Below are 26,404 nucleotides of genomic sequence, written 5' to 3' on the forward strand. Positions count from 1 at the left end.
TAACGGACCACTTTTCGGGAGGCAGACCACCTCGGCGAGACGGTCTCGACTTATGTCCGCTATTTTCTGACCGTGACGCCGCCGGTGCCGGCCGACCAGCTCGATGCGGCGCGGGCCAAGGGTGACCTAAAGTTCGATTTCTTTGTTCGTCAGGTGGCCGAAAGCGTGCGCTCCGGCGACAGGATCCTGCAAAATGCCATCGAGGAGTTCGTTGCTGCGCCGTCCGACTTTGTCAGCGAAGCCGAGCTCGACCGGCTTGGCGTGCGGAGCGGGATCGATGCGTGAAGCCCAGAGCCTTTCGCGCACCCGTGACATGCTGGCCACCGCGTTCGGGCCCGTCATCATGGCGGCGCTTGCCGACGCCCAGGTCGTCGAGATCATGGTCAACCCCGATGGCCGGCTCTGGATCGAACGGCATGGCGCGGGGCGTACTGCCTGCGGCGCGGTGTTGGCACGGGCCCAGGTCGAGCGCGTGATCCGGCTGGTCGCAACCCATATGCGGCGTGACGCGACGGCGGACGCGCCGCTTGTGTCGGCCGAGCTGCCCATGGGAGGCGAACGGTTCGAAGGCGTCCTGCCGCCGGTCGCGCCGGGCCCCTGTTTCTCGATCCGCAAACCGGCCGGACGCGTCATCCGGCTTGATGAATATGTCGCCTCCGGCGTGATGAGTGGCCACCATGCCGATGCCCTGCGGCGCGCAGTGCTCGACAAGTCAAACATCCTGATCGTCGGCGGCACCGGGTCTGGCAAGACAACACTCGCCAATGCGCTCCTTGCTGAAATGGCCGAGACCGGCGACCGGCTGGTCATCCTGGAAGACACGCGCGAGCTTTCCTGCGGCGCACCGGATGTCGTGCAACTGCGCACGCAGCCGGGATCGGTCTCCCTGTCAGACCTTGTGCGCTCGACCTTGCGTCTCAGGCCCGACCGGATCGTAATTGGCGAAGTACGCGGGGCCGAAGCCCTCGACATGCTGAAGGCCTGGAATACCGGCCATCCGGGCGGGATCGCGACCCTGCACGCAAACTCTGCGCTGGCGGGTCTTTCCCGACTCGAACAGCTGGTCGGCGAGGCGGCCGTGAACGTGCCACATGATCTCATTTCTGAGACGATAGACAGTGTCGTGTTCATCGCGCGCCAACATGGGTCTCGCCGGGTCGAGACCGTCGCCTCGCTCTGCGGGCTCGGTCGGCATGGTTATGACCTTCGCCCGATTGTGCCCGACCTACAGCTCGTCCTGCCGAACCTGCCGTCGCTCCAGCCTTCTGCACTCCACCACTGAAAGGAACACGACCGATGAACCGAGATATGGGCAAAGCCCTCAGCCTGACAGCGCTTGCTGCCCTTCTTGTCCTGCCGGCCCATGCGGCGGGTTCCGGCATGCCCTGGGAAGGACCGCTGCAATCGATCCTGGAATCCATCGAGGGCCCGGTCGCCAAGATCCTCGCCACGATCGTCATCATCCTGACCGGCCTCGGCCTTGCGTTCGGGGAAAGCGGCGGCGGGATGAGGAAGCTCCTGCAGATCGTGTTCGGCCTGTCGATCGCGTTTGCGGCCACTTCGTTCTTCCTTTCCTTCTTCTCGTTCGGCGGCGGGGCGACGCTCTGATGGCTGGCCGTTCGTCCCTCCCTGAAGGCTATGTGACGCCGGTCCACCGCGCGCTCACCGAGCCGATCCTGATCGCGGGTGCGCCGCGCATGGCGACCATCGTGAACGGCACGCTCGCCGCAGCGCTTGGGCTCGGTCTCCAGCTCTGGATTGTGGGGCTCGCCTATTGGCTGATCGCGCACGGGCTCTGCGTGTTTGCGGCGCGGCGTGATCCGCAATTTGTCGACGTTCTGATCCGGCACGTCCGCCACAAGGGGTATCTCGCATGCTGAACCTCCGTGAATACCGCGCCCGCCCGGCGCGCCTCGCCGACCACCTCAAATGGGCCGCGCTGATCGCGCCCGGCATCATCCTCAACAAGGATGGCAGCCTGCAGCGGACGATTGCCTATCGTGGCCCTGACCTTGAGAGCGCGACGCCGGAAGAACTGGTCTCCATCTCTGCCCGGATGAATAATCTGCTGATGCGGTTCGGGTCCGGATGGGCGCTCTGGTTCGAAGCAGACCGGCGGGATTCGACCTCGTATCCGGACAACAGCTGGCGTGATCCGGCCGCCTGGCTGGTCGACGCGGAACGCCGCGCCCAGTTCGAAGAGGTGGGCCGGCATTTTGAAACCGATTGCTATCTGACCCTCAGCTGGATGCCACCAGCCGACCGGACAGCCCGCGTCGAGCAGCTGTTCATCGAAGATCCAGCCGCAGCGCCGCGCAGCTTCTTTGCTGAAAACCTTGACCGTTTCGAAACCGAGACAGTACGGGCGCTGGACCTCATGGCGGACCTTATGCCGGAGGCACGGTTTCTGGATGACGATGAAACGCTGACCTACCTGCATGGCTGCATCTCCCTGAAACGGCATCCAGTTCGGGCACCGGAGGCGCCGATGTTCCTCGACGGCCTGCTTGCCGACACGGACGTGACCGGTGGGCTCGCCCCCATGCTCGGCGGCGAGACGCTGAAAGTCCTGACGGTGCGCAAGTTCCCGGGGACGAGCGAGCCTTGCCTCCTGGCGGAACTTGACCAGCTCGGGTTCCCGTACCGCTGGGTGACGCGGTTCATACCGCTCGACAAAGCGGACGCGGAGAAGATCCTCAACCGTTACATGCGGGCCTGGCTGGCCAAGCGCCGTTCGCTCGTGTCGTATGTCCGGGAAATCCTGACCAATGAACCGGCCACCCAGTTCAACACGGACGCCGACAATCAGGCCTCTGATGTCGACGCCGCCCTGCAGGCGCTCGGCGCAGGCCATGTCGCGTTTGGCTATTACACGGCAACGCTCGTTCTCACCCATGCCGATCCGCTGGTTGCCGAAGAACGTATCCGGGCTGCCGAACGCGTCATCAATGCCCGCGGCTTTACCGCCACCCCGGAAACCCTCAACGCCCTCGATGCCTGGCTCGGGACCCTGCCCGGCGAGGCCTATGCCAATGTGCGCCAGCCGATCCTGAATACGGTCGACCTGTCCCATATGGCGCCGCTGTCGACCCAATGGGCCGGGCCCGAGCGCAATGACCATCTGGATGGCCCGCCGCTCCTGATGGCACGTTCGGCCAGTTCCACCCCGTTCCGGCTGGTGGCGCACCAGGGTGATGTCGGGCACATGATGATTGTCGGGCCGACAGGGGCCGGCAAGTCGGTTCTTTTGTCCCTGCTCGCGCTTCAGTTCCGGCGCTATGAAGGCGCCCAGGTCTTCGTGTTCGACAAGGGAAAGTCGGCGCGCGCCATGACGATGGCGCTGGGCGGTGACTGGTATGACCTAGACCTGGGCGGCAGTCACGCGTTCCAGCCATTGAGTGAAATATCTGATGAAGGATCGCTCGCTGCCGCGCAGAACTGGATCCTGGCACTGATCGAACAGGAAGGCGTCACGATCATCCCGGAAGTACGCCAGGCCGTCTGGTCGGCGCTGAAGAGCCTGGCTGAAGCCCCGCGCCGCCAGCGCACGCTGACGGGGCTGACGGCTTTGATCCAGTCGTCGGCTTTGAGGCAAGCGCTGCAGCCTTACACGCTGGACGGGCCCTATGGCGTGCTACTCGACGCAGATGCGGACAGTTTTGCAGCGTCAGATCTGGCGTGCTTTGAAATGGAAGCCTTGATGTCGGACAGGCGCCTTGCCGCGCCTGTCCTTGCGCATCTCTTCGAGAGGCTGGAGGCGCGGTTCGACGGCCGTCCGACCTTGCTCATCCTCGACGAGGCCTGGCTCTTCCTTGATCATCCGCTGTTTGCAGGACGCCTGCGGGACTGGCTGAAGACTCTTCGCAAAAAGAACGTCTCGGTCGTGTTTGCGACACAGAGCCTGGCGGACATTACTTCGAGCGCGATTGCACCGGCCCTGATCGAAAGCGCGCCCACCCGGATATTCCTCGCCAATGCACGGGCCGAAGAACCCGGACAGGCAAAAACCTATGATGCGTTTGGTCTCAATGCCCGGCAGACCCAGCTGATCGCGCGGGCAACGCCGAAACGGGACTATTACCTGCAATGCCCGGCGGGCAACCGGCTCTTCGATCTGGAGCTGGGTCCCGTGGCGCTCGCATTCTGCGCGGCCGGGTCGAAGGCCGATCAGGTGCAGATGGATGAGGTTATGGACGTCGTGGGACCGGACGGGTTCGCTGCCGCCTGGCTCGCGGCGAAGGGGCTCGATTGGGCCTCTGACCTCATCGCTGACAGGGAGGCCGTGCCATGCGCCGCAGAGTGACCGCTGTACTCGTGGGGATGTTGGGACTGTCCCTGACGGTGCCGCGCGCAGACGCCCTGCTCGGTGTCGGTGACGTCGTGATCGACCCGACGAACCTGGTGCAGAACATCGTGACGGCCACCAATACGCTGGAGCAGATCAACAACCAGATCACGCAGCTCCAGCACGAGGCGCAAATGCTGGTGAACCAGGCCGAGGACCTCAAACGCCTCGACTATGGGTCCATCGAGCATTTGAAACGCCTGCTAGAACGGATCGACACGCTGATGCGTGAGGCCGACGAGATTTCCTACGAAGTTGAAGAGTCAGAACGCCGGTATGAGGAGGCCTTCCCGGAGAGCTACGAGGACGTCTCGAACGCAGAGATCACCGCGCAGGCAAAAGATCAGTGGCGTCTGTCGCGGGGGAGTTTTGCGGGCGCTGTGCAGGTCCAGTCAGGGATCGTGTCGGCCATTGCTGATTCTCAAGGCACGCTGAGCGAACTTGTCAGTGAGAGCCAGTCGGCTTCAGGCAATCTCTCTGTGGCCCAGGCCGGCAACCAGCTGATCGCCCTCTCTGTCGAACAGCAAATGCAGATGCAGCAGCTGATGGCGGCCCAGTACCGGATGGAGGCGGTCGAGGCTTCCCGGCGCGCCGCGCTCGAAGAGCAGGCGCGGGTCCGGCACGAACGCTTCCGCGGCGACGGCGCCGCCTACACCCGGAACTGATGGCCATGGAGGATCTCAATGTCATCGACCGGTTTGTCGCGACCTTCTCCGCCTATATCGATAGCGGGTTCGGCCTCCTACAGGGCGATGTCGCCTGGCTGACTTCGGTGCTGATCGCAATCGATGTGACGCTGGCCGGTCTCTTCTGGGCCATGGGACCGGACACGGACGTCATCGGCCGGTTCCTGAAAAAGGTCCTCTATGTCGGCGCCTTTGCCCTGATCCTCGGCAATTTCGCCCTGCTCGCCGACGTCGTGTTCCGAAGCTTTGCCCAGCTTGGACTCAATGCAACCGGCGGGACACTGACGGCAGACGACATCGTGAAGCCCGGCTTCGTCGCGGCGACCGGATTTGATGCCGCCTATCCCCTGCTGGATGAAATCCGGAAACTGACAGGCCCGATCGCCTTCTTCGAAAATATCGTGATCATCGCGGTCCTCTTCCTCGCCTGGCTGATCACGCTCCTCGCCTTCTTCTTCCTCGCGATCCAGCTCTTCGTGACCATCATCGAATTCAAGCTGACAACGCTGGCGGGCTTTGTCCTCATTCCCTTCGCGCTCTGGAACAAGACTTCGTTCCTCGCCGAGAAGGTGCTCGGCAATGTGATTGCCTCGGGCATCAAGCTCATGGTGCTCGCCATCATTGTCGGCATCGGATCCACGATCTTCACAAGCATCACATCCACGTTCGAGCCGGACAATGTGACGCTTGAGCAGGCGGCTTCCGTTATCCTGGGGTCGCTCGCCTTGCTCGCCCTCGGCTTGTTCGGGCCCGGCATTGCGACCGGCCTTGTTTCCGGCGCACCGCAGCTTGGCGCAGGCACGGCGGTCGGCACGATGGCGGGGGTTGCAGCAGGCACGGTGGCCGGAGGGACGGTTGCGAAGTCAGCCGTTTCCGCCGTGGCCGGGGGTGGCCGCAGCGCAGTCGGTGCCGCAGCCTCGATGGCAGGCGGCGCGCGTACAGCCTATTCGCTCGGCGCGGCGCGCTCCGGCAAGACGGGCATGGGCGCCGCGGCTGCGGGCGCCCGCGGCGTCGCAAGCGCAGGGGTCCAGACCGTGGCGTCAGGTGCTGCTGGGTTCGCCAAGCGCGCCTTCGGCAATCCTGGCGCAAAGGCTCAGGCGGGCAGCCGCGCTGCCTTTGCCGCGACCGGCGGAACAGGCGCCGGCCCTTCCGAGCCCCCAGCCGCCAATGACCGGTCAGCGCCCGATTGGGCAAGCCGCATCCGGCGCAGCCAGACAACCCGTGATGCCGGCATGATGGCCGCCTCTGCCGTCCGAGACGGCGACCAGCCAGGCGGTGGCACATCCGTTCAGCTCCGATCAGACGAGGATTAGACAGAGATGCTTTGGAAACGCACAACCTGCCGATACGGCGACACACCCGAACCTGTCACACCCTACCAGCGCGCGGCTCAGGCCTGGGACGACCGGATCGGCTCCTACCGGGTTCAGGCCGCAAACTGGCGCCTCGCGGCCCTCGGATCGATTGCGCTCGCGTTCGTGCTGGCAGGCGGGCTTGTCTGGCGCTCGACCCAGTCTTTTGTGACGCCGTATGTGGTTGAACTGACGACAGACGGCGCCGTACGCGCCGTCGGCCCGGCCGAGGGGCAGTACGAGCCGACCGATGCACAGATCGCGTATCATCTCGCGAACTTTGTCACAAATACGCGCTCGGTTTCCATTGATCCGGTCGTGGTGCGCCAGAACTGGCTGAAGGCCTATGCCTATGCGACCGACCGGGCCGCCGCGACACTCAACGATTATGCCCGTGACAATGACCCGTTCGCCGATATCGGACACCGCTCGGTCTCGGTCGACGTGACCAGCGTCGTACGCTCCTCCGATGACAGTTTCACCGTGCGCTGGCGCGAGACGGCATTCCGAAATGGCGCCGAGATCGACCGGTCACACCACACGGGCATCTTTTCCATTGTGATCGATCCGCCCCGCGATGTGGAAACCCTGCGAGCCAATCCGCTGGGACTCTACGTCCATGGCCTCAACTGGTCGCAAGACCACAAACAGGAGTAGATTTCCATGAAACGCCTTGCCCTGATCCTTCTCGGTGCGACTTGCCTTACGGCTTGCGAAACCTTTCCCTCTGGCGCTGGGGCGCCCGACATCTTGCTTGATGCGGAGCTGCCGGATGACACAGCGTTCGCCGAAGACCTCTTTCTCGAACCGGAAGAAGACCTGGACGGCGTGCCATCACCTGTTGTGCTGACGACCTACCACCCGGTGCCGATGCCGGGACAATTGAAGCCCCTGCCTGTTGCTGCCGCTGTCGCGTCATCGCTCAAACCCTTTGAGGCGATTGAGACTGCCAACAGCAAGGCGTCCATCGAACCCTCGCTCGACAATTACATGAACGCGATCCAAGTCTATCCCTACACAGTCGGAGCACTCTATCAGGTTTATTGCGCGCCAGAACAGGTGACCGACATCGCGCTCGAACCCGGCGAGGAGCTCTTGTCAGTGTCGGCCGGTGACACGGTCCGCTGGGTACTTGGCGACACCGTGTCGGGCACTGGCACGGCAGCGCAGGCTCACATTCTCGTCAAACCGATCCAGCCCGGCCTCCGGACAAACCTGATTGTGACGACGTCACGCCGCGCCTACCACCTCGAGCTTCAGGCATTCCAGGAGACATATATGGCCGCCGTCTCCTGGCGTTATGCGGACCAGCAACTCGTGACCCATGTTGCCAGTGCCACGTCCCGGGCTGCGGAGCCGCATGCACCGCAGGGCCTCCAGCTGGAACGCCTGAAGTTCCGCTACGAGCTTGCAGGTGACAGGCCGCACTGGCGCCCGGAGCGCGTATTCGACGATGGCCGAAAGGTCTATATCCAGTTCCCCGCCCGGCTTGACCAGGGCGATACACCCGCCCTGTTCGTGATTGGCCGCGACGGGCGCTCCCAATTGGTGAACTACCGCATGTCGGGGAATTATTATGTGGTCGACCGCCTGTTTGCGAAAGCCGAGCTCCGCCTCGGCGAGAAGAAGCAGGATGTCGTGCGGATCGCACGGTCCGATCTGGGAGATGCGGGCCGATGAGCCAGAGGTCTTCCCCAGCCTCTGAATCTCTGGAGATCCGCGGCAAGCCCCGGCCGGTCCGGCGGTTCTCGAAGCGCGCGCTTGCTATCCTGCTAGGGACAGCCAGTGCGGTCATACTCGGATCGCTGGCATTTGCGCTTCAATCCCCGGAGAGGGACAAGGCCACGGCCGGACGCGAGCTCTACGCGACCGCGAGAAAGCCGACGGCCGAAGGCCTGGAAGCGCTCCCGGCAAGCTATGGCGACGTGAAGCCCGAGGCGCCGGAACTCGGGCCGCCGCTGCCGGGTGACCTTGGCGGCCCCATCCTGAAAGCCCGGCGCGAAGGACGCATGACGTTTGATGAGGCCTATGATGCTGCACCGCCGACAGAGGTCGATACGGCCCGCCAGATGCGCGAAGCGGAACTTGCGGCGCGGGAGGCGGCCATGTCCGAAGCCGCACGCGGCAGCGGCGTGTTCTTCTCCGTTGGAGCAAGCGGGGCAAGACTGTCATCGGTGTCAGAAACAGCCGATGACAAGCGTCCCGCGCTGCAAATGCCGGACCTGTCAGCGTTCGCGAACTCTGCGTCTGGCGTGTTTGGCGCGTCGCTCAGCGAAGATCCGAACCGGCAGGAACGGAAGATGGATTTCCTCGGCGAGACGGATGACACGTCGATCTACAATCCGCACCGGCTCGAGACGCCCGTCTCCCCCTGGCAGCTGATGGCCGGGACAGTGATCCCTGCAACCCTGCTCACGGGGGTGAACTCCGACCTGCCGGGCCAGGTCATCGCGCAAGTGACGAACCCGGTCTATGATACGGTGAGCGGCGAGACGGTGCTTGTGCCGCAAGGCGCCCGCGTGATCGGCCGCTATGACAGTGTCATCGCATTCGGCCAGTCACGCGCCCTGCTTGTCTGGACGCGTATCATCATGCCTGACGGCACGTCGATCCGGATCGACAATCTCGCTGGTGTCGATGCGCGCGGATATGCCGGTCTTGAAGACAAGGTCGACTATCACTCCTGGCGCCTGCTGCAGGGCGTTGCGCTCTCAACGCTGCTCGGGGTCGGCTCCGAGCTTGCGAGCGATGATGAGGGGGACATCGCACGCGCCCTCCGCCGGTCGGCCCAGACGGGCGCAAACCAGGCGGGTCAGGACATTGTGCGCCGCAATCTCGACGTCCAGCCGACCATCACCATCCGCCCCGGCTGGCGGCTCGGCATCGTCGTCAACAAGGACATTGTCCTGAAGCCCTATGAAGGAGGCCAACAACCATGAGTGAAGTGAGTTTAAAGATCGGGCCGTTGCCGGACCGAACACCGCAGAAACTATCGATCAGCGTGGAGCCGGCGCAGGCGGCAGACCTCGATGCCTACGCCCGGGTGCATTCTGGCACCTATGGGGCTGAGACATCTGTCGCGATGCTGGTGCCGCTGATGCTCGAGGCGTTCATTGCGAGTGACAGTGGATTTCGGAAGGCACGCGCGCGTAAAGGTGCCTGACCCGACAGTATCAATTCAACAAGTGGAGTGTGAGGAATGGCCAGATTGATAACAGCAAAGCAGGTTCTCGACCTGACCGGCTACAGGAGCAGGACCACCCTTTGGAGAAAGGTGCGCGCAAAAGTCTTTCCAGCACCTGTGAAGCTGCCCGGCGACGCTGTCCGGTGGCGGGAGCAGGAAGTGCAGGACTGGATAGAGGGGGCACCGCGCCAAACCTATTCCGACAAATGAATCAAAATTTTGGTGACCGACACAGTCAGCGCCAAAAACAACCCGTATGTCTTTGACCTGGACAGTCGACTTGCACCTAAGATTTTGGATCTGGGGGGCCCGCCTCCGACACTAGGCTACTTCGCCGACGTGGCGTATTGTGACCAGGATTCCATGAGCTCTCGACGTCGTTCGGTGGCAAGATCACGTCGATAGGCCGCTTCGACAGACCCGAGCTGGTGCGCAAGTGCTTCCTCTGCGAGCTCTCTCGGGAAGGATGTCGCGTTGCCCGCCCAGTCACGAAATGTGCTTCGGAAGCCATGGATTGTATAATCATTGGCGCCAGTACCGCTCATAAGATTTCGCAAGGCAGCTTCTGACACGTGACTCGCAATTGTCGGCGATTTGAAAACGAAACCAGAGGTATCCAGCGAGCGGCGCTCGACCAAAAGCGCCAGACACGCAGAGCTCAGGGGGATGCGCTGTTCCTTGCGGGCCTTCATCCGCTCTGGGGGTATGGTCCAGACAGACTTTTCAAAGTCGATTTCCGACCAGAGTGCACCCCTGCCTTCAGATGATCTGACAGCCGTCAGGATAATAAATCGCAGGCACTGGGATGCGCAGCTGTATCTGCCCGACAGTTCCGCGAAGTAATCCGGTAATTTTGAATAGGGCATTGCCGGATGGTGCTGTCGAAGCGAGCGCATATTAGGCAAGAGCAGATCGAGATTACGCTGCCATTGTGCTGGGTTTTTGCCGTCTCTGAGGCCAAGAACCTCAGCGGCGGCAAGCACGCGTTCGATCCTTTGTTGCACACGGCGGGCTGTTTCCGGTTTCGTTTGCCAGATCGGCTTCAGACAGTTGAGCACATGTTCCGTCTTGATCTCGTCTACAGGCAGACCGGCAATCGGCTTCGCATAGTCGCGAAGCGTATTGTACCATTGCTGTCTTGCCTTTGGATTGGAAAGGCTGACCAGGTTCTTATCCATCCAATCTTTCGAAAATTCGGAAAACGTAACGCGAGCCTCCTCCTTTTGTGCGGCCAGGCGTTTTTCTTCGCGTCGCCTCATCTGTAGCTGGTGATGAGCCTCGCTGAGCGAGGTTTCAGCTGTCACCAGTTCGGCCAATTCGCCCTCTTCGAACTGTTTTCGAAGTTCAAATGCCTTTGTTCTTGCGGCCGCGAGCGTTACTGCGGGATACGCTCCCAATCCGAGGACCTGGCGTTTGCCGCCATACGTCTTCATGAAGATAAAGGTTCGAGACCCACCGGGTTGAACCTGAAGATAAAGACCACCTCCATCAGCGTAACGACCCGCCGCTTTTTTGGCATTGATCGCTCTGTCACTCAGTTTATTTATCCCCTGTGCCATCACCACTCTCGTAATTTTGTCGCAACTGTTTAGGCACGCTAGTGCTTTGCTAGTGCATTTTCTAGTGCACTCGTGACGCTGGTTCGGGATGAAATCAAATGAAACAAGCTGCATCAAAAGTTCCCCACTACGGCCTTTACTGCATTGTTATTTATTGGCTTATTGTCTAATATTGGAACAACAAGGAATGGGATGAGGTTCCTATATGACGGCCTCCTCCTCCGCCACCCCCGCGATTTCCCTCTATGACCCGATATCGCCGCCGATCAGCGCACCACCACCATGCGGTAGAGCGAAGAGCTGTTTCCGCGCTATTGTCCGACTCTTCCGTGTCCAGGCCGACAGCGCGGTAGCTTTCGACCAGATCAAGACCTCCCTTTACGTCCGAGCGAACGACCTCTTCTGATGAAACCGGCCGTCCGCGCCTTGCCGCCCCCCCGGTCGATTGACGCCAAATATGAGCCAACAGCTTAGCCTTTCCCAGAGCGGAAATGTTCTGGGCAGAACGTGACGGCGGGACAAGACTTTTAAAAAATCTCGATCCGACCGCTCGCTTTATCCGTTTGCAACGGGGCGGCTGGATCGAGAAGGCTGCCTCGGCAGAAGCCTCAGCCGAGAAGCGGGTAGTCCGTGTAACCCTGCTCGCCACCCACATAGTAGGTCGCGGTGTCGGAAGGAGCCAAGGCGGCGTCGCGACGGAAGCGTTCGGGGAGATCAGGGTTGCTGATGAAGAGCGTTCCGAACGTCACTGCATCGGCCAGACCGGTGGCTATCGCCCGTTCGGCAGTGTCGCGATCATATCCAACGTTCACGATGAACTTACCGGTAAACCGCTTTCTTGCTTCGGGTGCGAGCAGATCGAGACCGTCCGGAAGTTGGGCCGGTTCCATGAAGTGGAGCATCCCTACCTTCCGCGCCTCGAGGGCTTCGACGGCAAACATGTAGGTGCCTTCCAGGTCGCTATCGCCCATGTCGTTATAAGGGATCCGGGGCGAAAGCCGGACAGACACGCGGGATGGCCCAAAGACCCGGATGGCGGCATCGGTCGCTTCGAGCAGGAAACGGGCTCGATTTTCGACAGGGCCACCATAGGCGTCGGTTCGTTTGTTGGGCCCGTCTTCGAGAAACTGGGCGGGCAGATAGCCATTGGCACCATGCACTTCCACGCCGTCGAAGCCCGCAGCCTTTGCTGCGCGTGCGGCGATCTCGTAGTCTAGGATCGTACTTTGGATCTCCTCCACGGTCATCGCCCTGGGGGTTACGGTAGGCTTCGGCCCCTCGGGCGTGAAGGCTTGGCTGTTGAAGGGGAGCGCCGACGGCGCAACGGGCAGTGCGCCGCCGTGAAAGTCCGGATGCGACGCGCGGCCCGTATGCCAGAGTTGCGCGAAAATGAGGCCTCCGGCCTCGTGAACGGCCTGGGTGACCTTTCGCCACCCTTCGATCTGTTCGTCGGTGTAAATCCCGGGCGTATTCGTCCAGCCGATCGCTTGCTCACTGATCTGCGTGCCTTCCGTGATGATGAGGCCAGCCGTGGCACGTTGGGCATAATAGCGCGCGGTCAGTTCATTCGCGACACGGTCGGGCGACCTGCCTCTCGTCATGGGAGCCATGAAGACGCGATTTCTGAATTCGAACGTATCGGTTTTCAGCGGGGACAGTAGTTTCAGCTCAGTCATTCGACGCTCCAGTTAATCTGGACGTCTAGGTATAACTTGTAAACCTGGTGTCAATTAGGAACCATAAGGTAACCTGGTAGGGCTGAGGTAACCTGACATCCGACCCGCCGGGTTCTAGTCCGTGCGATTCCCCACCTGGACGCCGCCGAAAGCGTCGTCCGATTGTCGATCATCGAAGGTCTCGCGTGCCGCATCGACCTCCGCGAGATTGTCCAGCGTCCACTGGTGCAATGCGCCCAGCGGCTTTTGCAGGCTGCGTCCCAGCGGAGTGATCTCGTACTCGACGGCCACCGGTGAGAGGGAGATGACGCGACGGTTGACCAACCCGTTGCGTTCAAGCCGGCGGAGACATTGTGTCAACGCCTTCTGGCTAACGCCCTCCAATCGCCTGCGAATTACATTGAACCGATGCGGCCGAGCGGACAGGATCGCCAATACCATTGCCGACCATTTGTCGGCAATCTGATCGAAAAGGCCCCGGCTGCGGCAGTCCGACGAAAAGCAGATCGATTCCAGTTCCATGGGGGCGTGCACCTAACGTTTCATCCAAAATCAGTATTTAACGCGCCCTAGTATACATTGTAAACTTCTGTATCTCGGCGCTCCGCTCGAATCTGGAACGTCGAGTTCCTGCCGAGTCAGCACTTGTACTCTCATACCGGCGGACTCCCCCGCCGATGCCTAACGCGTTAAGCTCCATGCTCCGGTGGCGGGAGCGTCAGCTCTCGCCGGAAGCCGCCCTTCAATGGGAGAGGCCGGAATGACGGCTTCGTCCCAGTTATTGCCGTTTGATTAAGCGGTCGCGCAGGTTTGCCAGACCGGCAGATCCAAGGAGCAAGTGCGCGGCCCGCCACGTGGCCTTATGGATACCCGGCAGTCCTTTTACAAATTTCAGATAACGCAAAAGGCGGTTGCAGATTTACAAGACATGATGAGTGGCGCTTCGGTCGGGAGAAAGCGGAACTCCAATCAGTGCCGGGTGGCTGTCAGATCGGCGCCTTAGTTGCAAGGAGCCCGGCAGCACTCTTTCCCAACTGTCGCATACTTGCTCGCTTCTAAATCGCATCTGCATCAGCCTGCTGAAAACCTGCTCAGGCTGATGGCTCTCTTGGGCTCATGGTTCTCCCCCCTTGCAACGATTAAGTATTTGGTGCGTTGTGGATCTATGGGTGGCAGTACAGTTTTCTTTGATGAAATGCGTGGACCGGATGAATCGGCACGTCAGCCCTACGCTGAATACTGTGCCTGGCTCGAATCCGTCAAAATAAACGAGCTTCACAAGAAGTCTCGCGAAGCCGAAACATTCTTCAGGCGCACCGGCATTACTTTTAATGTTTATGGCGAGAAAGATGCTGACGAACGGCTTATTCCGTTCGATCTGGTTCCCCGCATCATAGATGGCAAGGAATGGCGCCTGCTTGTTCGCGGCATCGAACAGCGGGTCAAGGCGATCAATGCCTTCCTGCACGACATCTATCACCGTCAGGAAATTCTCCGTGCGGGTCGGATCCCGGAACATCTTATCGCCAATAACGAGGCCTTCCTGCCCGAAATGATCGGTGTGACCCCGCCCGGCGGCGTCTACACCCACATTGTCGGCGTCGATCTCGTGCGCACCGGGGCCAACGAGTTCTACGTTCTGGAAGACAATGCCCGCACCCCGTCGGGTGTGTCCTACATGCTCGAAAACCGGGAAACCATGCTGAAGATGTTCCCGGAACTCTTCTCGCAGATCAAGGTCCAGCCGATCAGCAACTATCCTACCCTTCTCCGGCGCTCGCTCGGCAAGTGCGCCCCGGTGCGCAGTGAAGGGCGACCCACCGTGGCGGTCCTGACGCCTGGCCTTCACAACTCTGCCTATTTCGAACACGCCTTCCTCGCCGATCAGATGGGCGCCGAACTCGTCGAGGGCCACGACCTGCGTGTGGTGGACGGTCGTGTCGCCATGCGCACCACCCAAGGCTACCAGCCGGTCGACGTCCTCTATCGCCGCATCGACGACGAATATATTGATCCACTGAACTTCAACCGGTCCTCAATGCTGGGCGTGCCGGGCATTATGGACGTCTATCGTTCTGGCGGTATTACCCTTGCCAATGCACCGGGTACGGGCATCGCTGACGACAAGGCCATATATTCCTACATGCCTGATATCGTTGAGTTCTATACCGGCCAGACGGCTATCTTGAAGAACGTTCCGACCTATCGTTGCTCCGAAGCGGACTCGCTGAAATACGTTCTGGAAAACCTGCACGAACTCGTCGTTAAGGAAGTTCACGGCTCTGGTGGCTATGGCATGCTTGTTGGCCCAGCCGCGAGCAAGCGTGAACTCGCAGCTTTCCGCGCGAAACTCATCGCCAAGCCATCAAACTATATCGCGCAGCCGACGCTGGCCCTCTCAACGGTGCCCGTCCTGACCCGCAGCGGCCTCGCGCCGCGCCACGTTGATCTACGGCCCTACGTGCTCGTCTCGCCGGATAATATTGACATAACGCCCGGTGGGCTGACCCGCGTTGCGATGAAACAGGGTTCGCTGGTCGTCAATTCCAGCCAGGGTGGCGGCACCAAAGACACATGGGTGCTGGAGGAATGACGTCATGCTAGGCAAGACCGCCGGTGGATTGTTCTGGCTCTCCCGTTACCTTGAGCGAAGTGAAAATACGGCGCGGCTGGTCGAAGCTGGGTTTCGTATGGCCCTGACGCGCGCCGCCGCTGGGGAAGACGAATGGGCCTCCGTTCTGACCACGGTCGGGTGTCTCAATGCCTACAGGGCCAAGCACGAAACGATCGCGCCCAATAGCGCCGTCGACTTTTTGCTTCGCGACAAGACCAATCCCATGAGCGTCTACAGTGTTATGCAGATGGCGCGCGATAATGCCCGCGCGACCCGTACGGCCCTTACCCGCGAAGTCTGGGAAGCGGTGAATGATGGCTGGATGGTGCTAAAGGAGATGTTGCGGAGGCCGGTCGCTCAGGCCGACCTGCCAAATGTCCTCTCCACCGTGCGTCAGCAAAGCGCGCTTGTGCGCGGCGCCCTCCAGGGCACGATGCTTCGCAATGACATCTTCAGTTTCTCGCGCATCGGTTCGCTGATTGAACGCGCCGACAATACGGCCCGCATCCTTGACGTTAAATACTATGTTCTTCTGCCCACTGGCGCCCCTGTGGGTTCGTCGCTCGACAATGTGCAATGGGAAATGATCCTGCGCTCCGCCTCGGCCGAAAGCTCCTTCCACTGGCTCAACGCCGGCAACGTCACACCGAAGGCGATTGCCGAGTTTCTTATACTTGACGCGCGGATGCCGCGTTCGCTCGCTTTCTGCTATGACGGGCTGATCGATTCACTGCGGGAACTTGGCGTCGAATATGGCGACACGCGCCCAAGCCACGATCTCGCGGCGAAACTGGAAGCGCGCCTAACCGGTCGCACGATCGATAACATCATAGACTCCGGTCTCCACGAATTCATCCGGGAGTTCATCAAGGCCAATGCGGCGCTCGCCTCTCAGGTGGAGCAGGATTACAGGTTCTACGAGTAAATCATGAGACTGCATATCAGCCACACGACACGCTATTCCTATGACCAGCCCGTCCCGTACGGCCTGCAGCAGATACGGCTGACCCCAAAGCCCTGCGACAGCCAGACAATAGACAATTGGACCATCGAAATTGAAGGCGGTCGCGAGGAATGTGCTTTCAATGACCAGCACGGGAATCGCGTGCAACTACTAAGCCTCGACCCCGGTGAGAACGGCATTTCGATCACCTGTACCGGCGATGTCGACACAATTCCGACTAACGGAGTGGTCGGCCTTCATTCCGGGCATGCGCCCCTCTGGTATTACAAGCGCCAGACGGCGTTGACCCAACCCGGCAAACTCATTCGCAAGCTCGCCAGCGACATGCCTGAAAATCCCAATACGATTGAACGTCTGCATGACCTGTCAAGCACGATACGGGAGGCCATCGGCTACGAAACGGACCGGACAGATACAGGTACAACCGCCGAGGAAGCGCTCAAGGTCGGTCATGGCGTCTGCCAGGATCACGCGCACACCTTCGTAAGTGCGGCGCGCCTTCTGGGCTTTCCTGCACGCTATGTCAGCGGCTATCTGATGATGAATGACCGTATCCATCAGGAGGCAAGCCATGCGTGGGCCGAGGCATTTGTGCCTGATGTTGGCTGGATCGGCTTTGACATCTCAAATGTGATCTCGCCAGACGAACGTTACGTGCGCATCGCGACGGGCCTGGACTATGAAGAAGCCGCTCCCATCGCGGGAATAGTCTTTGGGGATGGCGTGGAATCCCTGCTTGTCACCCTTCAGGTCCAGCAGTAACCCTTGATGTCCAATCAGGGAAAATCGGCGGGGATCGTATGACCTACTGTGTGGCACTGCGCCTCGACGAGGGGCTTCTGTTCATGTCCGACACGCGCACAAATGCGGGTGTCGACAACATCTCCACATTCAAGAAGATGTTCACATGGTCCGTCGAAGGTGACCGCGTCATCACAATCATGACCGCTGGCAACCTGGCCACAACACAGGCCGTAATCAGCTTGCTTGATGAGCGATCCGTGATCCCGGCTGATCGCAAGCAGACCTTGCTGGCAGCGCCGACCATGTTTCAGGTCGCGCGTCTCGTAGGTGACACGCTGAAGGAAGTCATCCACTCTCAGGCCGAAGGCCAGCAGGAGTCAGAAAGCACCTTCAGTGCTACCATGATCGTCGGCGGCCAGATCAGAGGCATGGAGCCACGCCTCTTCCTGATCTATCCGGAGGGCAACTTCATCGAGGCCAGTGAGGAAACCCCCTTCTTTCAGATCGGGGAGACCAAGTATGGCCGCCCCATCATCCTGCGCGCCTTTGATCCGTCGATGAGCTTCGAACAGGCCATCAAGCTGCTCTATGTCTCATTCGACTCGACTCTGAAGGCCAATCTGGCTGTCGGCATGCCCCTCGATATGCACGCCTACAGTATCGACACATTTGAAACAGGTATTGTGAGCCGTATTCCGCCGGAAGATCCCTATTTCAAGGTGATCTCCTCGGGTTGGGGCGAAGCCCTGAAGGAAGCCTTCGACAAGCTGCCCGATTTCAAATTCTGACGATCTGCCCCTGGCTCTGTCTTTCTAACGCTGCGTCAATCGCTTCGTGTGAGGGCACAGGACTTCCCTTTTCATTTCCGAGCGTCCAACCTCGTGCCAGAAAATTGAGAACCGGCACAGGGATTGAGGAATGCTCGAAGGATTGAAAGTCATTGAATACGCGACCTACATGGCCGCGCCGGGAGCCGGGTGCATTCTGTCCGACTGGGGCGCAGAGGTCATCAAGATCGAGCCACCGGGCGGCGACCCGATCCGGAATTTCTTCCGCACCATCGGCACCGATTACCAGGACAATCCTGTCTTCGACTTCGACAATCGCGGCAAGAAATCCATCGTCGTCGACACAACCACCGAAGAAGGCCAGGATATCGTCCGCAAGCTTGCCTCCGACGCTGACGTCTTCCTCACCAATGTGCGCCCCGGCGGCCTGGCACGGTCGGGCATGGACCATGAAAGCCTACGCAGCCTGAACCCGAAGCTCGTCTATTGCTCGCTTACCGGCTACGGCCTTGAAGGCCCGGACGCAGACCGCCCCGGTTTCGATATCGCGAGTTTCTGGAGCCGAACGGGCGTTGCGCGTCTCACCATTCCCAAGGGCGAAGATCCCTACGCCCTGCGCACCGCCTTTGGCGACCACACCACGTCCATGTCTGCCGCCGCGGGCATATGCGCCGCCCTTGTCGAGGCCCAACGCACAGGCAAAGGTCGCCTCGTGGAAGCCTCCCTCTTCCGCACCGGCCTTTATGCTATGGGCTCTGACTTTGCGATTCAGCTCTTCTTCGGCCGCATTGCCTCTACCAAAAGCCGCACCGAGCAAATCGTCCCGATCTCCAACTTCTACCAGACGAAAGACGGCCACTGGATATGTACCGTCGCTCGTCAGGGCGACGTCGACTGGGTCCCAATGTGCAAGGTGATCGACCGCGAAGACCTCGCCGAAGACCCGCGTTTCACCACCTCCAAGGCTCGCCGGCAGAACATGGGGGAAGTAATCGCCCTCATCGACGAAGGCTTTGCCAAATATACCAAGGCGGAAATCTCCGAGCGGCTCGACGCGAACTCCATCGCCTGGGCTCCCGTCCAGACGCTGGGCGAAGTTGCCGAAGATCCTCAGGCTTTTGCGTCCGGCGCCATCGTGCAAACGCCGAGTTCCAAAGGTGATGGGTCGACCTATGCGTCGCCTGCGTCGCCGGTCCGCTTCCCGGGCGCAGACGATGGCCCCAAGGGGCCCTCCCCGCGCATGGGCGAGCATACGCGTGAAGTGCTTGCGGGGCTTGGGATGGAGGAAGCCAGGATCGACGCGCTGCTCAAGTCCTCCGTCGTGGCGTAATCGGCCGGTGCGGATCAGAACTCTGCCTGACGCTTTTTCACCAGGTCAGCCAGATAGTCCGACAGGACCCTGATCCGCGCCAGCGACGCCACATCCTCGTGAACGGCGAGCCAGAATGACCTTTTGACGTCGATCTCATGCGCCAGAACGGGCACGAGCTCTGCGTGTCGTGACGCAATGAATTTTGGAAGGATGCAAAGCCCCGCGCCCGCCCGCGTCATTTCCGTCTGCGCGATGATGCTCGGGCTTGAGAGCGCATGATTTAGCCCCGGCAGCACATCATCGAAATATCTCAGCTGTGGCGAATAGATTAGATCGTCTACATACCCGATGAGTTTATGCGAGCCAAGTTCGTCGATGGAATTGATCGTCGGGTGCGCGGCCAGATAGGCTTTGCTGGCATACAGCTGTAGCGAATAGTCGGTCAGCTTACGCACCTTCAGCCGCCCCGCTTTGGGCCGTGTCAGCAGCACCGACATGTCAGCTTCCCGCTTCGGCACGCTGACCAGTCCAGAGAGGGCGATAAGGTCAATCGCAATGCCGGGCCACTCCGCCACGAAATCCGCAAGCGCGGGCGCGACGAAGGCCGTTCCGAAGCCCTCCGTCACGCCAAGCCGTACCTTTCCGATCAACGATCTTTCGCCATCACCAGACTCGCCGACCGCCAGTGCCAGCGCTTCCATAGCTTCCACGCGCGCCGCAAGCGATTCACCTTCAGGTGTGAGTACGTGCCCCCGTCGCGTGCGTTCAAACAGAGTCTGCCCCACATCCGATTCCAGTCGCCGCAGCCTCCGGCTCAGCGTTGTTGGATCCTGCTGGAGCTGGGCCGCCGCAAGGTCGAGCTTCTGCTGCCGACTCACCACAAGAAAGAGTTTAAGGTCATCCCAGTTCATCAAAATCTACCTGCATAAACGCAGCCACAAGCTGCATTTATGTACATTTACCAGACTATACACGGGTCTTAGACTGGCCAAATCAGAAGACAAAGGGAATTCAACGCATGCGCGACGTCCACCATTTCATCGACGGCAAACAGGTCACCGGCACATCGGGCCGCTTCGGCGACATCTACAATCCGAACACCGGTGAGGTTCAGGCGCGCGTGCAGCTGGCAACGGAAGCCGAACTCGACGCAGCCGTCCAAAGCGCTCAGGCCGCCTTCTTCGGCTGGTCCACGACCAATCCCCAGCGCCGCGCGCGCGTCATGTTCGAATTCAAGCGCCTGCTCGAAGCCAATATAAACGAACTCGCCGAACTCCTCTCCTCCGAACATGGCAAGGTCGTCGCGGACTCCAAGGGTGACGTTCAGCGCGGTATCGACGTGGTCGAATTCGCCTGCGGCATCCCGCACCTCCAGAAAGGCGAATATACCGAAGGCGCAGGCCCCGGCATCGACGTCTATTCCATGCGCCAGCCGCTCGGCGTCGTCGCCGGCATCACGCCCTTCAACTTCCCCGCCATGATCCCCTGCTGGATGTCCGCCGTCGCCATCGCCTGCGGCAACACATTCATCCTGAAGCCCTCCGAAAAAGACCCGTCAGTTCCCCTGCGCCTCGCCGAACTCTTCATGGAAGCAGGCGCGCCAGCTGGCGTCCTGAACTGCGTCCACGGTGACAAGGTCTCCGTCGATGCGATCCTCAAGCACCCTGACATCAAGGCCGTCAGCTTCGTCGGCTCGTCCGACATCGCCCAGTACGTCTATGCCACCGGCACAGCTCACGGTAAGCGCGTGCAGGCCATGGGTGGCGCGAAAAATCACGGCATCATCATGCCCGACTGCAACATGGAACAGGCCGTCAAGGATATCGTTGGCGCGGCTTACGGCTCCGCTGGCGAACGCTGCATGGCCCTTCCTGTCGCCGTCACTGTCGGCAAGAAGACCGGTGACGAGTTCGTTGAGCGTATGCTGGATGCCGCGCGCGGCCTCACGGTCGGCATCTCGACCGACACAGAAGCCCATTACGGCCCCGTCGTCTCTGCGGCCCACAAGGCCAAAATCGAATCCTACATCCAGATGGGTGTCGATGAAGGCGCCGACCTGCTTTTGGACGGACGTGGCCACACACTGCAGGGCCACGAAAATGGCTTCTTCGTCGGCCCGTCGCTGTTCGACAATGTGAAGCCGCACATGCAGTCCTACAAGGAAGAGATCTTCGGCCCCGTCCTTCAGGTCGTGCGCGCTGAAACCCTGGAAGAAGCTGCCGCGCTTCCCTCCAACCACCAGTACGGCAACGGCTGCGCGATCTTCACGTCCAACGGGCGCGCCGCGCGCGAGTTCGCTGCGCAGGTCAATGTCGGCATGGTCGGCATCAACGTGCCGATCCCGGTGCCGGTGAGCTATCACACGTTCGGTGGCTGGAAGCGTTCAGCCTTCGGCGACACCAATCAGCACGGCCCCGAAGGCGTCCGTTTCTGGACGAAGATCAAGACAATTACCCAAAGATGGCCCGAAGGTGATATCGGAGACCAGGCATTCATCATTCCGACCATGGGCTAGTCTTTATGCAAATGAATCAACTGCGGAAAATTCACTATTGGTCCACGGGTCTGCTCAAGCGTTTTTTGATTCTCTTCCTCGCTATCCACGCTTCAAGCGCGTGGGCAGAGGAGCGCAATATTACTGTCATAGGTGAGTTGCAGATCGAAAGTTCAGGGAGTCTGACCGTTAGCGATCCAAAAACGGTCATTGATTTTGCGTTGCTCTCCATACTCAGTGAAGACGCGACCATAGGTGGAGCATATGTTGGCAATGCCCCGTCGATCTCTGAGGAGACGATAGAGGTGTCCTGCGCTAATCCCAGTAGTATTCGCTTATATCGAACTGTCGGATCCAGTGACGATCAGATTAGTTTCTTGATGCAGTCTTCAAATGACTGGCCCCAATACGTTCATATTTGGCTGTATTCTCAAAGGGACTTGCCGGAAATCGCTTCTTCAATTGCGTTCAAATTTCAAAATGGCGAACAATGCCTGCTCCCGAAAGAATGACGTCTAAACAATTATCACTGAAAACGGTCCAAAATCATGAGTAACTTTGACACGATCACCTTCGAGCATAACGGGCGCGTCGCCCTCGTCACACTGAACCGTCCCGAGAGCCTCAATGCGCTGAACCAGCAAGTGATGGCCGAAGTGGCGACCCTTTTTGCCGAGATCGACCGCAACCCGGATATCGCGGTCACCGTGCTCACCGGCGAGGGCCGCGCCTTCGCCGCCGGGGCCGACATCAAGGAGATGCAGCCCCAAGGCTTCTCCGACATGTATGTCGAGGACTATTTCGCTGGCTGGGACCGTTTTGCCGCCTGCCGCAAGCCCGTCATCGCGGCCGTTAATGGCTTCGCCCTCGGCGGCGGCTGCGAACTTGCCATGATGTGCGACCTGATCATTGCCTCAGAGAAAGCCAAGTTCGGCCAGCCCGAGATCAAGCTCGGCGTGACGCCCGGCATGGGCGGCTCGGTCCGCCTCACCAAGGCGGTCGGTAAGGCCAAGGCCATGGACATGGTCCTGACCGGCCGCATGATCGACGCCGCAGAGGCTGATCGCATCGGCCTCGTTTCCCGCGTCGTGCCCCATGACGAGCTGATGAGCACTGTGATGGAAGTGGCAGAGACGATCGGCACCTACTCCCTGCCCTCGATCATGGCCGCCAAGGAAATGGTCGGCCGCGCGCTCGAGCTACCCACAACGGAAGGCGTCCGCTTCGAGCGCCGCCTCTTCCAGGGCCTCTTCGGCACGAAAGACCAGAAGGAAGGCATGGAAGCCTTCACCGCAAAACGCGACCCGAAATTCACGGATCGCTAGGAGTAGAAATGACACGCATTGCTTTCATCGGTCTCGGCAACATGGGCGCCGGCATGTGCGCCAATCTCGCCAAGGCAGGCCACACCGTCCGCGCATTCGACCTGAGCAAGGACGCCATAGCCAAAGCCGAAGCATCCGGCGCCAAGGGCGCGGCGAGCGTTGCTGAAGCCGTCGCTGACGCAGAAGTCGTCGTCTCCATGCTGCCCGCCGGCAAGCACGTCCTCAGTGTCTATTTTGGCCCGGACGGCGTCGCCGCCAACGCGCCGAAGGACACGCTCTTCCTCGATTGCTCGACGATCGCCGTCGAGGATGCTCGTGAGGCCGCCCGCCAAGCCGAAGCTGCCGGTTTTATGATGGTCGACGCGCCCGTTTCCGGCGGCACGGCCGGTGCCGAGGCCGGCACGCTCACCTTCATGTGCGGCGGTCCTGATGCCGGATTCGCCCGCGCCAAGCCGCTTCTCGAGAAAATGGGCAAGAACATCTTCCATGCGGGCGCTAGCGGTAATGGTCAGGCCGCCAAGATCGCCAACAACATGCTGCTCGGTATCTCGATGATCGCCACGTCGGAAGCGTTCAACCTGGCTGACAAGCTCGGTCTCGACGCGCAGACATTCTTCGATATCTCGTCCACGGCGTCCGGCCAGTGCTGGTCGATGACCTCTTACTGCCCCGCCCCCGGTCCGGTGCCAACGTCACCCGCCAACCGTGACTACAAGCCCGGATTCGCCGTCGCCATGATGCTGAAGGATCTCCACCTCGCAGCCGATGCCGCCCACGCAGCTGGCGCCGACATCCGGCTCGGCGAGATGGCCGAAACCATCTATGCCAAGCTGGACGAAAAAGGCTTCGGCGGTCTCGACTTCTCCGGCGTCATCAAGGACGTGCGCGGAGAGCTCTAGCGGCCCTTGAACTCGGGCTTGCGCTTTTCGAGGATCGCATTGACGCCTTCGATATGGTCTTCGGTCTCGTGCATCAGTGCTTGTGCCGAGGCCGACAGTTCCATGATCGTGTCATATGAGGCCATGTTGGCCTGACGCATCAGCGTCTTGGCAAGCCGCAGGGCTTGTGGCGGCTGCTGCGCAATGCGTTCGGCCAGTTTCATCGCCTCGTCCATCAGCTGGTCTGCCGGATAGATTTCCGAGACAAGCCCCCATTCCTTCGCCGTCGCCGCATCGATCACGTCGCCGGTGAACAGCAGCTGCGCCGCACGTGATGCACCGATCAGGCGCGGCAGCAGCCACGCGCCGCCATCGCCCGGGATCAGGCCCAGTTTCAGGAACGTCACGCCCAGCTTTGCATGGTCTGCCGCGAGGCGAATGTCCGCCATGCATGCCACGTCACAGCCAAGGCCAATGGCCGGGCCATTGATCGCCGAAATCAACGGCACTTCCATATTGTAGAGCGACTTCACGATGACATGGATATTGTCGCGATAGCCGCTCCGCACGTCATAGGGCGAACCACCGAACGCGCCCGACCGCTCCTTCATTGCCTTCACATCACCGCCCGCCGAAAATGCGCGGCCTGCACCCGTCAGAACGGCGCAGCGGATCGAGGCATCTGCCACCACTTCGGCGCACACGGCAGCAACGGCCGGGCCATCGCCTGCCTGCCCCAGCGCATTCATCATGTCCGGGCGGTTGAGCGTCAGAACGGCAATCGGGCCGCGTTTTTCGAGAAGGAGGATCGACATGTGTTTCAGGTCCCTTGGTTTCTTGCTTTGTCCGCTGTGCTGGCAGGCAGCGCAGCGTTTGTCTACTGCTGGGGCACCATCGTGCGCCGCGCGCCGGGTGCAGGCGGGTTCTCCGGCGCCCCTGCAAAGCACTGGGCAAAACCCATCCATTGCGTGGCCACCGGGCCAGTCACCTTAAGTTTGGTATCGGCAATATTGCGCGTCTGCGTCACCACTTGGGCAAACTCATCAGCGCGCCCCTCAATACGCTCTGCATCATCTGGCTCGCCATACGTCCACACCTCGCCAGACGGCGCCGTCAGCGACACAAACGGCATTGGCTCGGGTACATCCAGCTTCCGGTTCCGGAACGTCCATCCGAACGTATTGATGCCCAGCACGACGATATTGCGGATCCTGTCTTCGTTCTCCCGCACGACGCCCAGCTGGTCATACACTTCCTGCCCATGCGCCCATGTTTCCATCAGCCGCGCCGTGATCGATGAGCGCGCGCTCATGTCCGGCCCGGCCCATTTGAGGCGCGCCTTCGGATCTGCATCGGTAAAGGCCGCTGCGGTGGCTTCTGCCTGCTTTATCCAGATCGCCACCAGGTCCTGCCCTGCCGCGCCATCCACGTGTGCGATCTCGACCGGCCGCATACCGCCTGCTCGCGCCATAGCCTTCATCTGGGCCACCAGCAGCGCTTCGTCATTGAGCTGCAGCCAGGCCATCCAGTTCCAGTAGTGGAGGTGGCGCAGCACATCATTGATCGTCCAGCCCTTGAAGGCCGTCGCCTGTCCGAATGCGGCATCGCCCAGCGGCGCGATCAGTGCATGCAGGGCCTTGCTCTCATCCAGGAAATCCCGCGCCTGCGGCATCTGCTTGTTTAATGTGTCGTTTCCTTGAATCATGTTTTGCGAAATCCCAGCATCAGCGAGACGGACTGGGCGTCGCGGCGCTTTTCCGACAGGGCGGGCACAGAACTGTTCCAGTTGAACATGGCCTGGTCCGGATTGGTCGCAAAATCAGATGCAAAACGAACGCGTGTGTCCGCTGGCGACCGAATGAACGCGATTTGCGGGTTCTCGCTCACGATACTCAGGTAGAGGTCGAGGCGCCGCTGCGCCACGGTATTGTTGTCTTCTGCCAAGCCGGACTCGACATAGAAATCGATCGCGTGAAAGGCCAGTCCGCCGCGTTTCATCACCCGGAAATGATCGGCGAAGAATGCTGGTAGGGCCGGATTGGGGACATGCTCCATGACAGAGACGGAAAACATGATGTCGAACGTCTCGTCGGCGATCAGGCCAGCGGAATCGCCAATGTAGGCATCAATGACCTTCACGCCCTTGATGGAATGAGAGGATTTTGGGCCGTTTCCCTCCCCTTCGAATTTCTCTATATTGAACAATGTATTGGAGCGTTTCAACAAAGGCAGAATGCGCGAAACGCCGCCGCCAATCTCACCGATCGTCTTGCGGTCGGCATCGGCGATCTCCTTGAACACGGCAAGGTCCTGCCATGTTTTGAGGTGTACGGCGTCAGCCTGCCACTTCATTTTTTGCGGGATGCCGGCATGGTACATCCCTTCGACGTCGCGCTTCCTGATAAATTCCAGCATGTCTCGGCAACTCGCTTGTTGATGGCAGGAATGCATCATGGCTTGTGCGCGGGAAAAGACTACCCCTT

At 60.5% G+C, this 26,404-nt stretch carries 28 protein-coding genes; 21 read left to right on the plus strand and 7 right to left on the minus strand.

Annotated elements, in window-relative coordinates; genetic code table 11:
- Positions 1-84 precede the first annotated feature (84 nt).
- From HOC_RS14965 to HOC_RS15020, 12 genes are read left to right on the plus strand one after another with little or no spacing between them, the layout of a single operon-like run.
- Entirely contained in the window at positions 85-285 is a 201-nt protein-coding gene (locus HOC_RS14965; RefSeq protein ID WP_156950504.1) for a hypothetical protein, read from the plus strand.
- Positions 278-1,282, plus strand: a complete 1,005-nt coding sequence (gene trbB / locus HOC_RS14970; protein WP_156950505.1) for a P-type conjugative transfer ATPase TrbB — start codon at positions 278-280, stop codon at positions 1,280-1,282. Before HOC_RS14965 ends, trbB begins: the two co-directional genes overlap by 8 nt.
- A gap of 14 nt (positions 1,283-1,296) precedes the next feature.
- Positions 1,297-1,608, plus strand: coding sequence for a TrbC/VirB2 family type IV secretion system protein (locus tag HOC_RS14975; RefSeq protein WP_034744347.1), 312 nt, complete (start codon positions 1,297-1,299; stop codon positions 1,606-1,608).
- Positions 1,608-1,880: a VirB3 family type IV secretion system protein gene (locus tag HOC_RS14980; protein ID WP_035540046.1), complete on the plus strand. Its 273-nt coding sequence runs from the start codon at positions 1,608-1,610 to the stop codon at positions 1,878-1,880. The genes HOC_RS14975 and HOC_RS14980 overlap by 1 nt, the downstream gene beginning before the upstream one ends.
- Complete coding sequence (gene trbE / locus HOC_RS14985; protein ID WP_034744341.1) at positions 1,874-4,303, plus strand: conjugal transfer protein TrbE; 2,430 nt, start codon at positions 1,874-1,876, stop codon at positions 4,301-4,303. Before HOC_RS14980 ends, trbE begins: the two co-directional genes overlap by 7 nt.
- Positions 4,288-5,010: a P-type conjugative transfer protein TrbJ gene (trbJ, locus tag HOC_RS14990; protein WP_035540049.1), complete on the plus strand. Its 723-nt coding sequence runs from the start codon at positions 4,288-4,290 to the stop codon at positions 5,008-5,010. Before trbE ends, trbJ begins: the two co-directional genes overlap by 16 nt.
- 5 nt (positions 5,011-5,015) lie before the next feature.
- The gene (gene trbL, locus HOC_RS14995) at positions 5,016-6,344 is read left to right on the plus strand and encodes a P-type conjugative transfer protein TrbL (protein ID WP_035540113.1); all 1,329 of its coding nucleotides are present in this window, start codon (positions 5,016-5,018) and stop codon (positions 6,342-6,344) included.
- A 6-nt stretch (positions 6,345-6,350) separates the two neighbouring features.
- Positions 6,351-7,040, plus strand: coding sequence for a conjugal transfer protein TrbF (gene trbF / locus HOC_RS15000; RefSeq protein WP_034744336.1), 690 nt, complete (start codon positions 6,351-6,353; stop codon positions 7,038-7,040).
- Between the two features lie 6 nt (positions 7,041-7,046).
- A complete protein-coding gene (trbG, locus tag HOC_RS15005; protein WP_034744333.1) occupies positions 7,047-8,063 on the plus strand; it encodes a P-type conjugative transfer protein TrbG in 1,017 nt (338 codons plus the stop codon).
- The gene (locus tag HOC_RS15010) at positions 8,060-9,322 is read left to right on the plus strand and encodes a TraB/TrbI/VirB10 family type IV secretion system protein (RefSeq protein WP_035540052.1); all 1,263 of its coding nucleotides are present in this window, start codon (positions 8,060-8,062) and stop codon (positions 9,320-9,322) included. Before trbG ends, HOC_RS15010 begins: the two co-directional genes overlap by 4 nt.
- Positions 9,319-9,546 carry a DUF2274 domain-containing protein gene (locus HOC_RS15015; protein WP_035540054.1) on the plus strand — a complete coding sequence of 76 codons (228 nt, stop codon included), beginning with the start codon at positions 9,319-9,321 and terminating at the stop codon, positions 9,544-9,546. The genes HOC_RS15010 and HOC_RS15015 overlap by 4 nt, the downstream gene beginning before the upstream one ends.
- A gap of 36 nt (positions 9,547-9,582) precedes the next feature.
- Complete coding sequence (locus HOC_RS15020) at positions 9,583-9,777, plus strand: helix-turn-helix transcriptional regulator (protein WP_034744326.1); 195 nt, start codon at positions 9,583-9,585, stop codon at positions 9,775-9,777.
- A 116-nt stretch (positions 9,778-9,893) separates the two neighbouring features.
- On the opposite strand, the gene HOC_RS15025 is transcribed toward HOC_RS15020, so the two are convergent.
- The 3 genes from HOC_RS15025 to HOC_RS15035 form a co-directional block, all read right to left on the minus strand.
- The gene (locus tag HOC_RS15025) at positions 9,894-11,126 is read right to left on the minus strand and encodes a tyrosine-type recombinase/integrase (RefSeq protein WP_162174865.1); all 1,233 of its coding nucleotides are present in this window, start codon (positions 11,124-11,126) and stop codon (positions 9,894-9,896) included.
- Between the two features lie 608 nt (positions 11,127-11,734).
- Positions 11,735-12,802, minus strand: a complete 1,068-nt coding sequence (locus HOC_RS15030; protein WP_035540056.1) for an alkene reductase — start codon at positions 12,800-12,802, stop codon at positions 11,735-11,737.
- Positions 12,803-12,916: 114 nt separating this feature from the next.
- Positions 12,917-13,324, minus strand: a complete 408-nt coding sequence (locus HOC_RS15035; protein WP_035540058.1) for a winged helix-turn-helix transcriptional regulator — start codon at positions 13,322-13,324, stop codon at positions 12,917-12,919.
- A 643-nt stretch (positions 13,325-13,967) separates the two neighbouring features.
- On the opposite strand from HOC_RS15035, the gene HOC_RS15040 reads away from it, so the two are divergent.
- The 5 genes from HOC_RS15040 (at position 13,968) to HOC_RS15060 (ending at position 19,242) form a co-directional block, all read left to right on the plus strand.
- On the plus strand, positions 13,968-15,395 hold the full coding sequence (locus HOC_RS15040) for a circularly permuted type 2 ATP-grasp protein (protein WP_035540061.1): 1,428 nt from the start codon (positions 13,968-13,970) through the stop codon (positions 15,393-15,395).
- 4 nt (positions 15,396-15,399) lie between these two features.
- On the plus strand, positions 15,400-16,341 hold the full coding sequence (locus tag HOC_RS15045; RefSeq protein ID WP_035540064.1) for an alpha-E domain-containing protein: 942 nt from the start codon (positions 15,400-15,402) through the stop codon (positions 16,339-16,341).
- 3 nt (positions 16,342-16,344) lie between these two features.
- Complete coding sequence (locus HOC_RS15050; RefSeq protein WP_035540066.1) at positions 16,345-17,142, plus strand: transglutaminase family protein; 798 nt, start codon at positions 16,345-16,347, stop codon at positions 17,140-17,142.
- A 38-nt stretch (positions 17,143-17,180) separates the two neighbouring features.
- The gene (locus HOC_RS15055; RefSeq protein WP_035540068.1) at positions 17,181-17,912 is read left to right on the plus strand and encodes a proteasome-type protease; all 732 of its coding nucleotides are present in this window, start codon (positions 17,181-17,183) and stop codon (positions 17,910-17,912) included.
- Positions 17,913-18,042: 130 nt separating this feature from the next.
- Positions 18,043-19,242: a CaiB/BaiF CoA transferase family protein gene (locus tag HOC_RS15060; RefSeq protein WP_035540071.1), complete on the plus strand. Its 1,200-nt coding sequence runs from the start codon at positions 18,043-18,045 to the stop codon at positions 19,240-19,242.
- Positions 19,243-19,256: 14 nt separating this feature from the next.
- Here the strand turns inward: HOC_RS15060 and HOC_RS15065 are convergent, their stop codons facing one another.
- Positions 19,257-20,135 (minus strand): LysR family transcriptional regulator, encoded by an 879-nt coding sequence (locus HOC_RS15065; RefSeq protein ID WP_035540073.1) that lies wholly within the window; start codon positions 20,133-20,135, stop codon positions 19,257-19,259.
- A 107-nt stretch (positions 20,136-20,242) separates the two neighbouring features.
- Here HOC_RS15065 and HOC_RS15070 point away from each other — a divergent pair, with 107 nt between their 5' ends.
- From HOC_RS15070 to mmsB, 4 genes are read left to right on the plus strand one after another with little or no spacing between them, the layout of a single operon-like run.
- Positions 20,243-21,739, plus strand: a complete 1,497-nt coding sequence (locus HOC_RS15070; protein WP_035540076.1) for a CoA-acylating methylmalonate-semialdehyde dehydrogenase — start codon at positions 20,243-20,245, stop codon at positions 21,737-21,739.
- Between the two features lie 5 nt (positions 21,740-21,744).
- On the plus strand, positions 21,745-22,230 hold the full coding sequence (locus HOC_RS15075) for a hypothetical protein (protein ID WP_035540079.1): 486 nt from the start codon (positions 21,745-21,747) through the stop codon (positions 22,228-22,230).
- Positions 22,231-22,266: 36 nt separating this feature from the next.
- Positions 22,267-23,043: an enoyl-CoA hydratase-related protein gene (locus HOC_RS15080; protein ID WP_035540081.1), complete on the plus strand. Its 777-nt coding sequence runs from the start codon at positions 22,267-22,269 to the stop codon at positions 23,041-23,043.
- An 8-nt stretch (positions 23,044-23,051) separates the two neighbouring features.
- Complete coding sequence (mmsB, locus tag HOC_RS15085) at positions 23,052-23,942, plus strand: 3-hydroxyisobutyrate dehydrogenase (RefSeq protein WP_035540083.1); 891 nt, start codon at positions 23,052-23,054, stop codon at positions 23,940-23,942.
- Here the strand turns inward: mmsB and HOC_RS15090 are convergent.
- The 3 genes from HOC_RS15090 to HOC_RS15100 form a co-directional block, all read right to left on the minus strand.
- Positions 23,939-24,736, minus strand: a complete 798-nt coding sequence (locus HOC_RS15090; protein ID WP_034744287.1) for a crotonase/enoyl-CoA hydratase family protein — start codon at positions 24,734-24,736, stop codon at positions 23,939-23,941. The two genes, mmsB and HOC_RS15090, sit on opposite strands and share 4 nt — an antisense overlap.
- 62 nt (positions 24,737-24,798) lie before the next feature.
- A complete protein-coding gene (locus tag HOC_RS15095) occupies positions 24,799-25,626 on the minus strand; it encodes a TIGR03084 family metal-binding protein (protein ID WP_241767050.1) in 828 nt (275 codons plus the stop codon).
- Positions 25,623-26,336: an SAM-dependent methyltransferase gene (locus HOC_RS15100; protein ID WP_035540087.1), complete on the minus strand. Its 714-nt coding sequence runs from the start codon at positions 26,334-26,336 to the stop codon at positions 25,623-25,625. Before HOC_RS15100 ends, HOC_RS15095 begins: the two co-directional genes overlap by 4 nt.
- Positions 26,337-26,404 lie beyond the last annotated feature (68 nt).

The organism is Hyphomonas oceanitis SCH89, from assembly GCF_000685295.1.
GTDB lineage: Bacteria > Pseudomonadota > Alphaproteobacteria > Caulobacterales > Hyphomonadaceae > Hyphomonas > Hyphomonas oceanitis.

Bases quoted from the DNA above. Each gene is read 5' to 3' on its own strand.
- HOC_RS15060 (WP_035540071.1), top strand. From the start codon at position 18,043: ATGCTCGAAGGATTGAAAGTCATTGAATACGCGACCTACATGGCCGCG.
- HOC_RS15055 (WP_035540068.1), top strand. From the start codon at position 17,181: ATGACCTACTGTGTGGCACTGCGCCTCGACGAGGGGCTTCTGTTCATG.
- HOC_RS15095 (WP_241767050.1), bottom strand. From the start codon at position 25,626: ATGATTCAAGGAAACGACACATTAAACAAGCAGATGCCGCAGGCGCGG.
- HOC_RS14975 (WP_034744347.1), top strand. From the start codon at position 1,297: ATGAACCGAGATATGGGCAAAGCCCTCAGCCTGACAGCGCTTGCTGCC.
- trbF (WP_034744336.1), top strand. From the start codon at position 6,351: ATGCTTTGGAAACGCACAACCTGCCGATACGGCGACACACCCGAACCT.
- HOC_RS15080 (WP_035540081.1), top strand. From the start codon at position 22,267: ATGAGTAACTTTGACACGATCACCTTCGAGCATAACGGGCGCGTCGCC.
- HOC_RS15020 (WP_034744326.1), top strand. From the start codon at position 9,583: ATGGCCAGATTGATAACAGCAAAGCAGGTTCTCGACCTGACCGGCTAC.
- HOC_RS15040 (WP_035540061.1), top strand. From the start codon at position 13,968: ATGGGTGGCAGTACAGTTTTCTTTGATGAAATGCGTGGACCGGATGAA.
- HOC_RS15025 (WP_162174865.1), bottom strand. From the start codon at position 11,126: ATGGCACAGGGGATAAATAAACTGAGTGACAGAGCGATCAATGCCAAA.
- HOC_RS14980 (WP_035540046.1), top strand. From the start codon at position 1,608: ATGGCTGGCCGTTCGTCCCTCCCTGAAGGCTATGTGACGCCGGTCCAC.
- HOC_RS15090 (WP_034744287.1), bottom strand. From the start codon at position 24,736: ATGTCGATCCTCCTTCTCGAAAAACGCGGCCCGATTGCCGTTCTGACG.
- trbJ (WP_035540049.1), top strand. From the start codon at position 4,288: ATGCGCCGCAGAGTGACCGCTGTACTCGTGGGGATGTTGGGACTGTCC.
- trbG (WP_034744333.1), top strand. From the start codon at position 7,047: ATGAAACGCCTTGCCCTGATCCTTCTCGGTGCGACTTGCCTTACGGCT.
- HOC_RS15070 (WP_035540076.1), top strand. From the start codon at position 20,243: ATGCGCGACGTCCACCATTTCATCGACGGCAAACAGGTCACCGGCACA.
- HOC_RS15075 (WP_035540079.1), top strand. From the start codon at position 21,745: ATGCAAATGAATCAACTGCGGAAAATTCACTATTGGTCCACGGGTCTG.
- trbL (WP_035540113.1), top strand. From the start codon at position 5,016: ATGGAGGATCTCAATGTCATCGACCGGTTTGTCGCGACCTTCTCCGCC.
- trbB (WP_156950505.1), top strand. From the start codon at position 278: ATGCGTGAAGCCCAGAGCCTTTCGCGCACCCGTGACATGCTGGCCACC.
- HOC_RS15035 (WP_035540058.1), bottom strand. From the start codon at position 13,324: ATGGAACTGGAATCGATCTGCTTTTCGTCGGACTGCCGCAGCCGGGGC.
- HOC_RS15050 (WP_035540066.1), top strand. From the start codon at position 16,345: ATGAGACTGCATATCAGCCACACGACACGCTATTCCTATGACCAGCCC.
- HOC_RS15015 (WP_035540054.1), top strand. From the start codon at position 9,319: ATGAGTGAAGTGAGTTTAAAGATCGGGCCGTTGCCGGACCGAACACCG.
- HOC_RS15010 (WP_035540052.1), top strand. From the start codon at position 8,060: ATGAGCCAGAGGTCTTCCCCAGCCTCTGAATCTCTGGAGATCCGCGGC.
- HOC_RS15045 (WP_035540064.1), top strand. From the start codon at position 15,400: ATGCTAGGCAAGACCGCCGGTGGATTGTTCTGGCTCTCCCGTTACCTT.
- HOC_RS15100 (WP_035540087.1), bottom strand. From the start codon at position 26,336: ATGCTGGAATTTATCAGGAAGCGCGACGTCGAAGGGATGTACCATGCC.
- HOC_RS15065 (WP_035540073.1), bottom strand. From the start codon at position 20,135: ATGAACTGGGATGACCTTAAACTCTTTCTTGTGGTGAGTCGGCAGCAG.
- mmsB (WP_035540083.1), top strand. From the start codon at position 23,052: ATGACACGCATTGCTTTCATCGGTCTCGGCAACATGGGCGCCGGCATG.
- trbE (WP_034744341.1), top strand. From the start codon at position 1,874: ATGCTGAACCTCCGTGAATACCGCGCCCGCCCGGCGCGCCTCGCCGAC.
- HOC_RS15030 (WP_035540056.1), bottom strand. From the start codon at position 12,802: ATGACTGAGCTGAAACTACTGTCCCCGCTGAAAACCGATACGTTCGAA.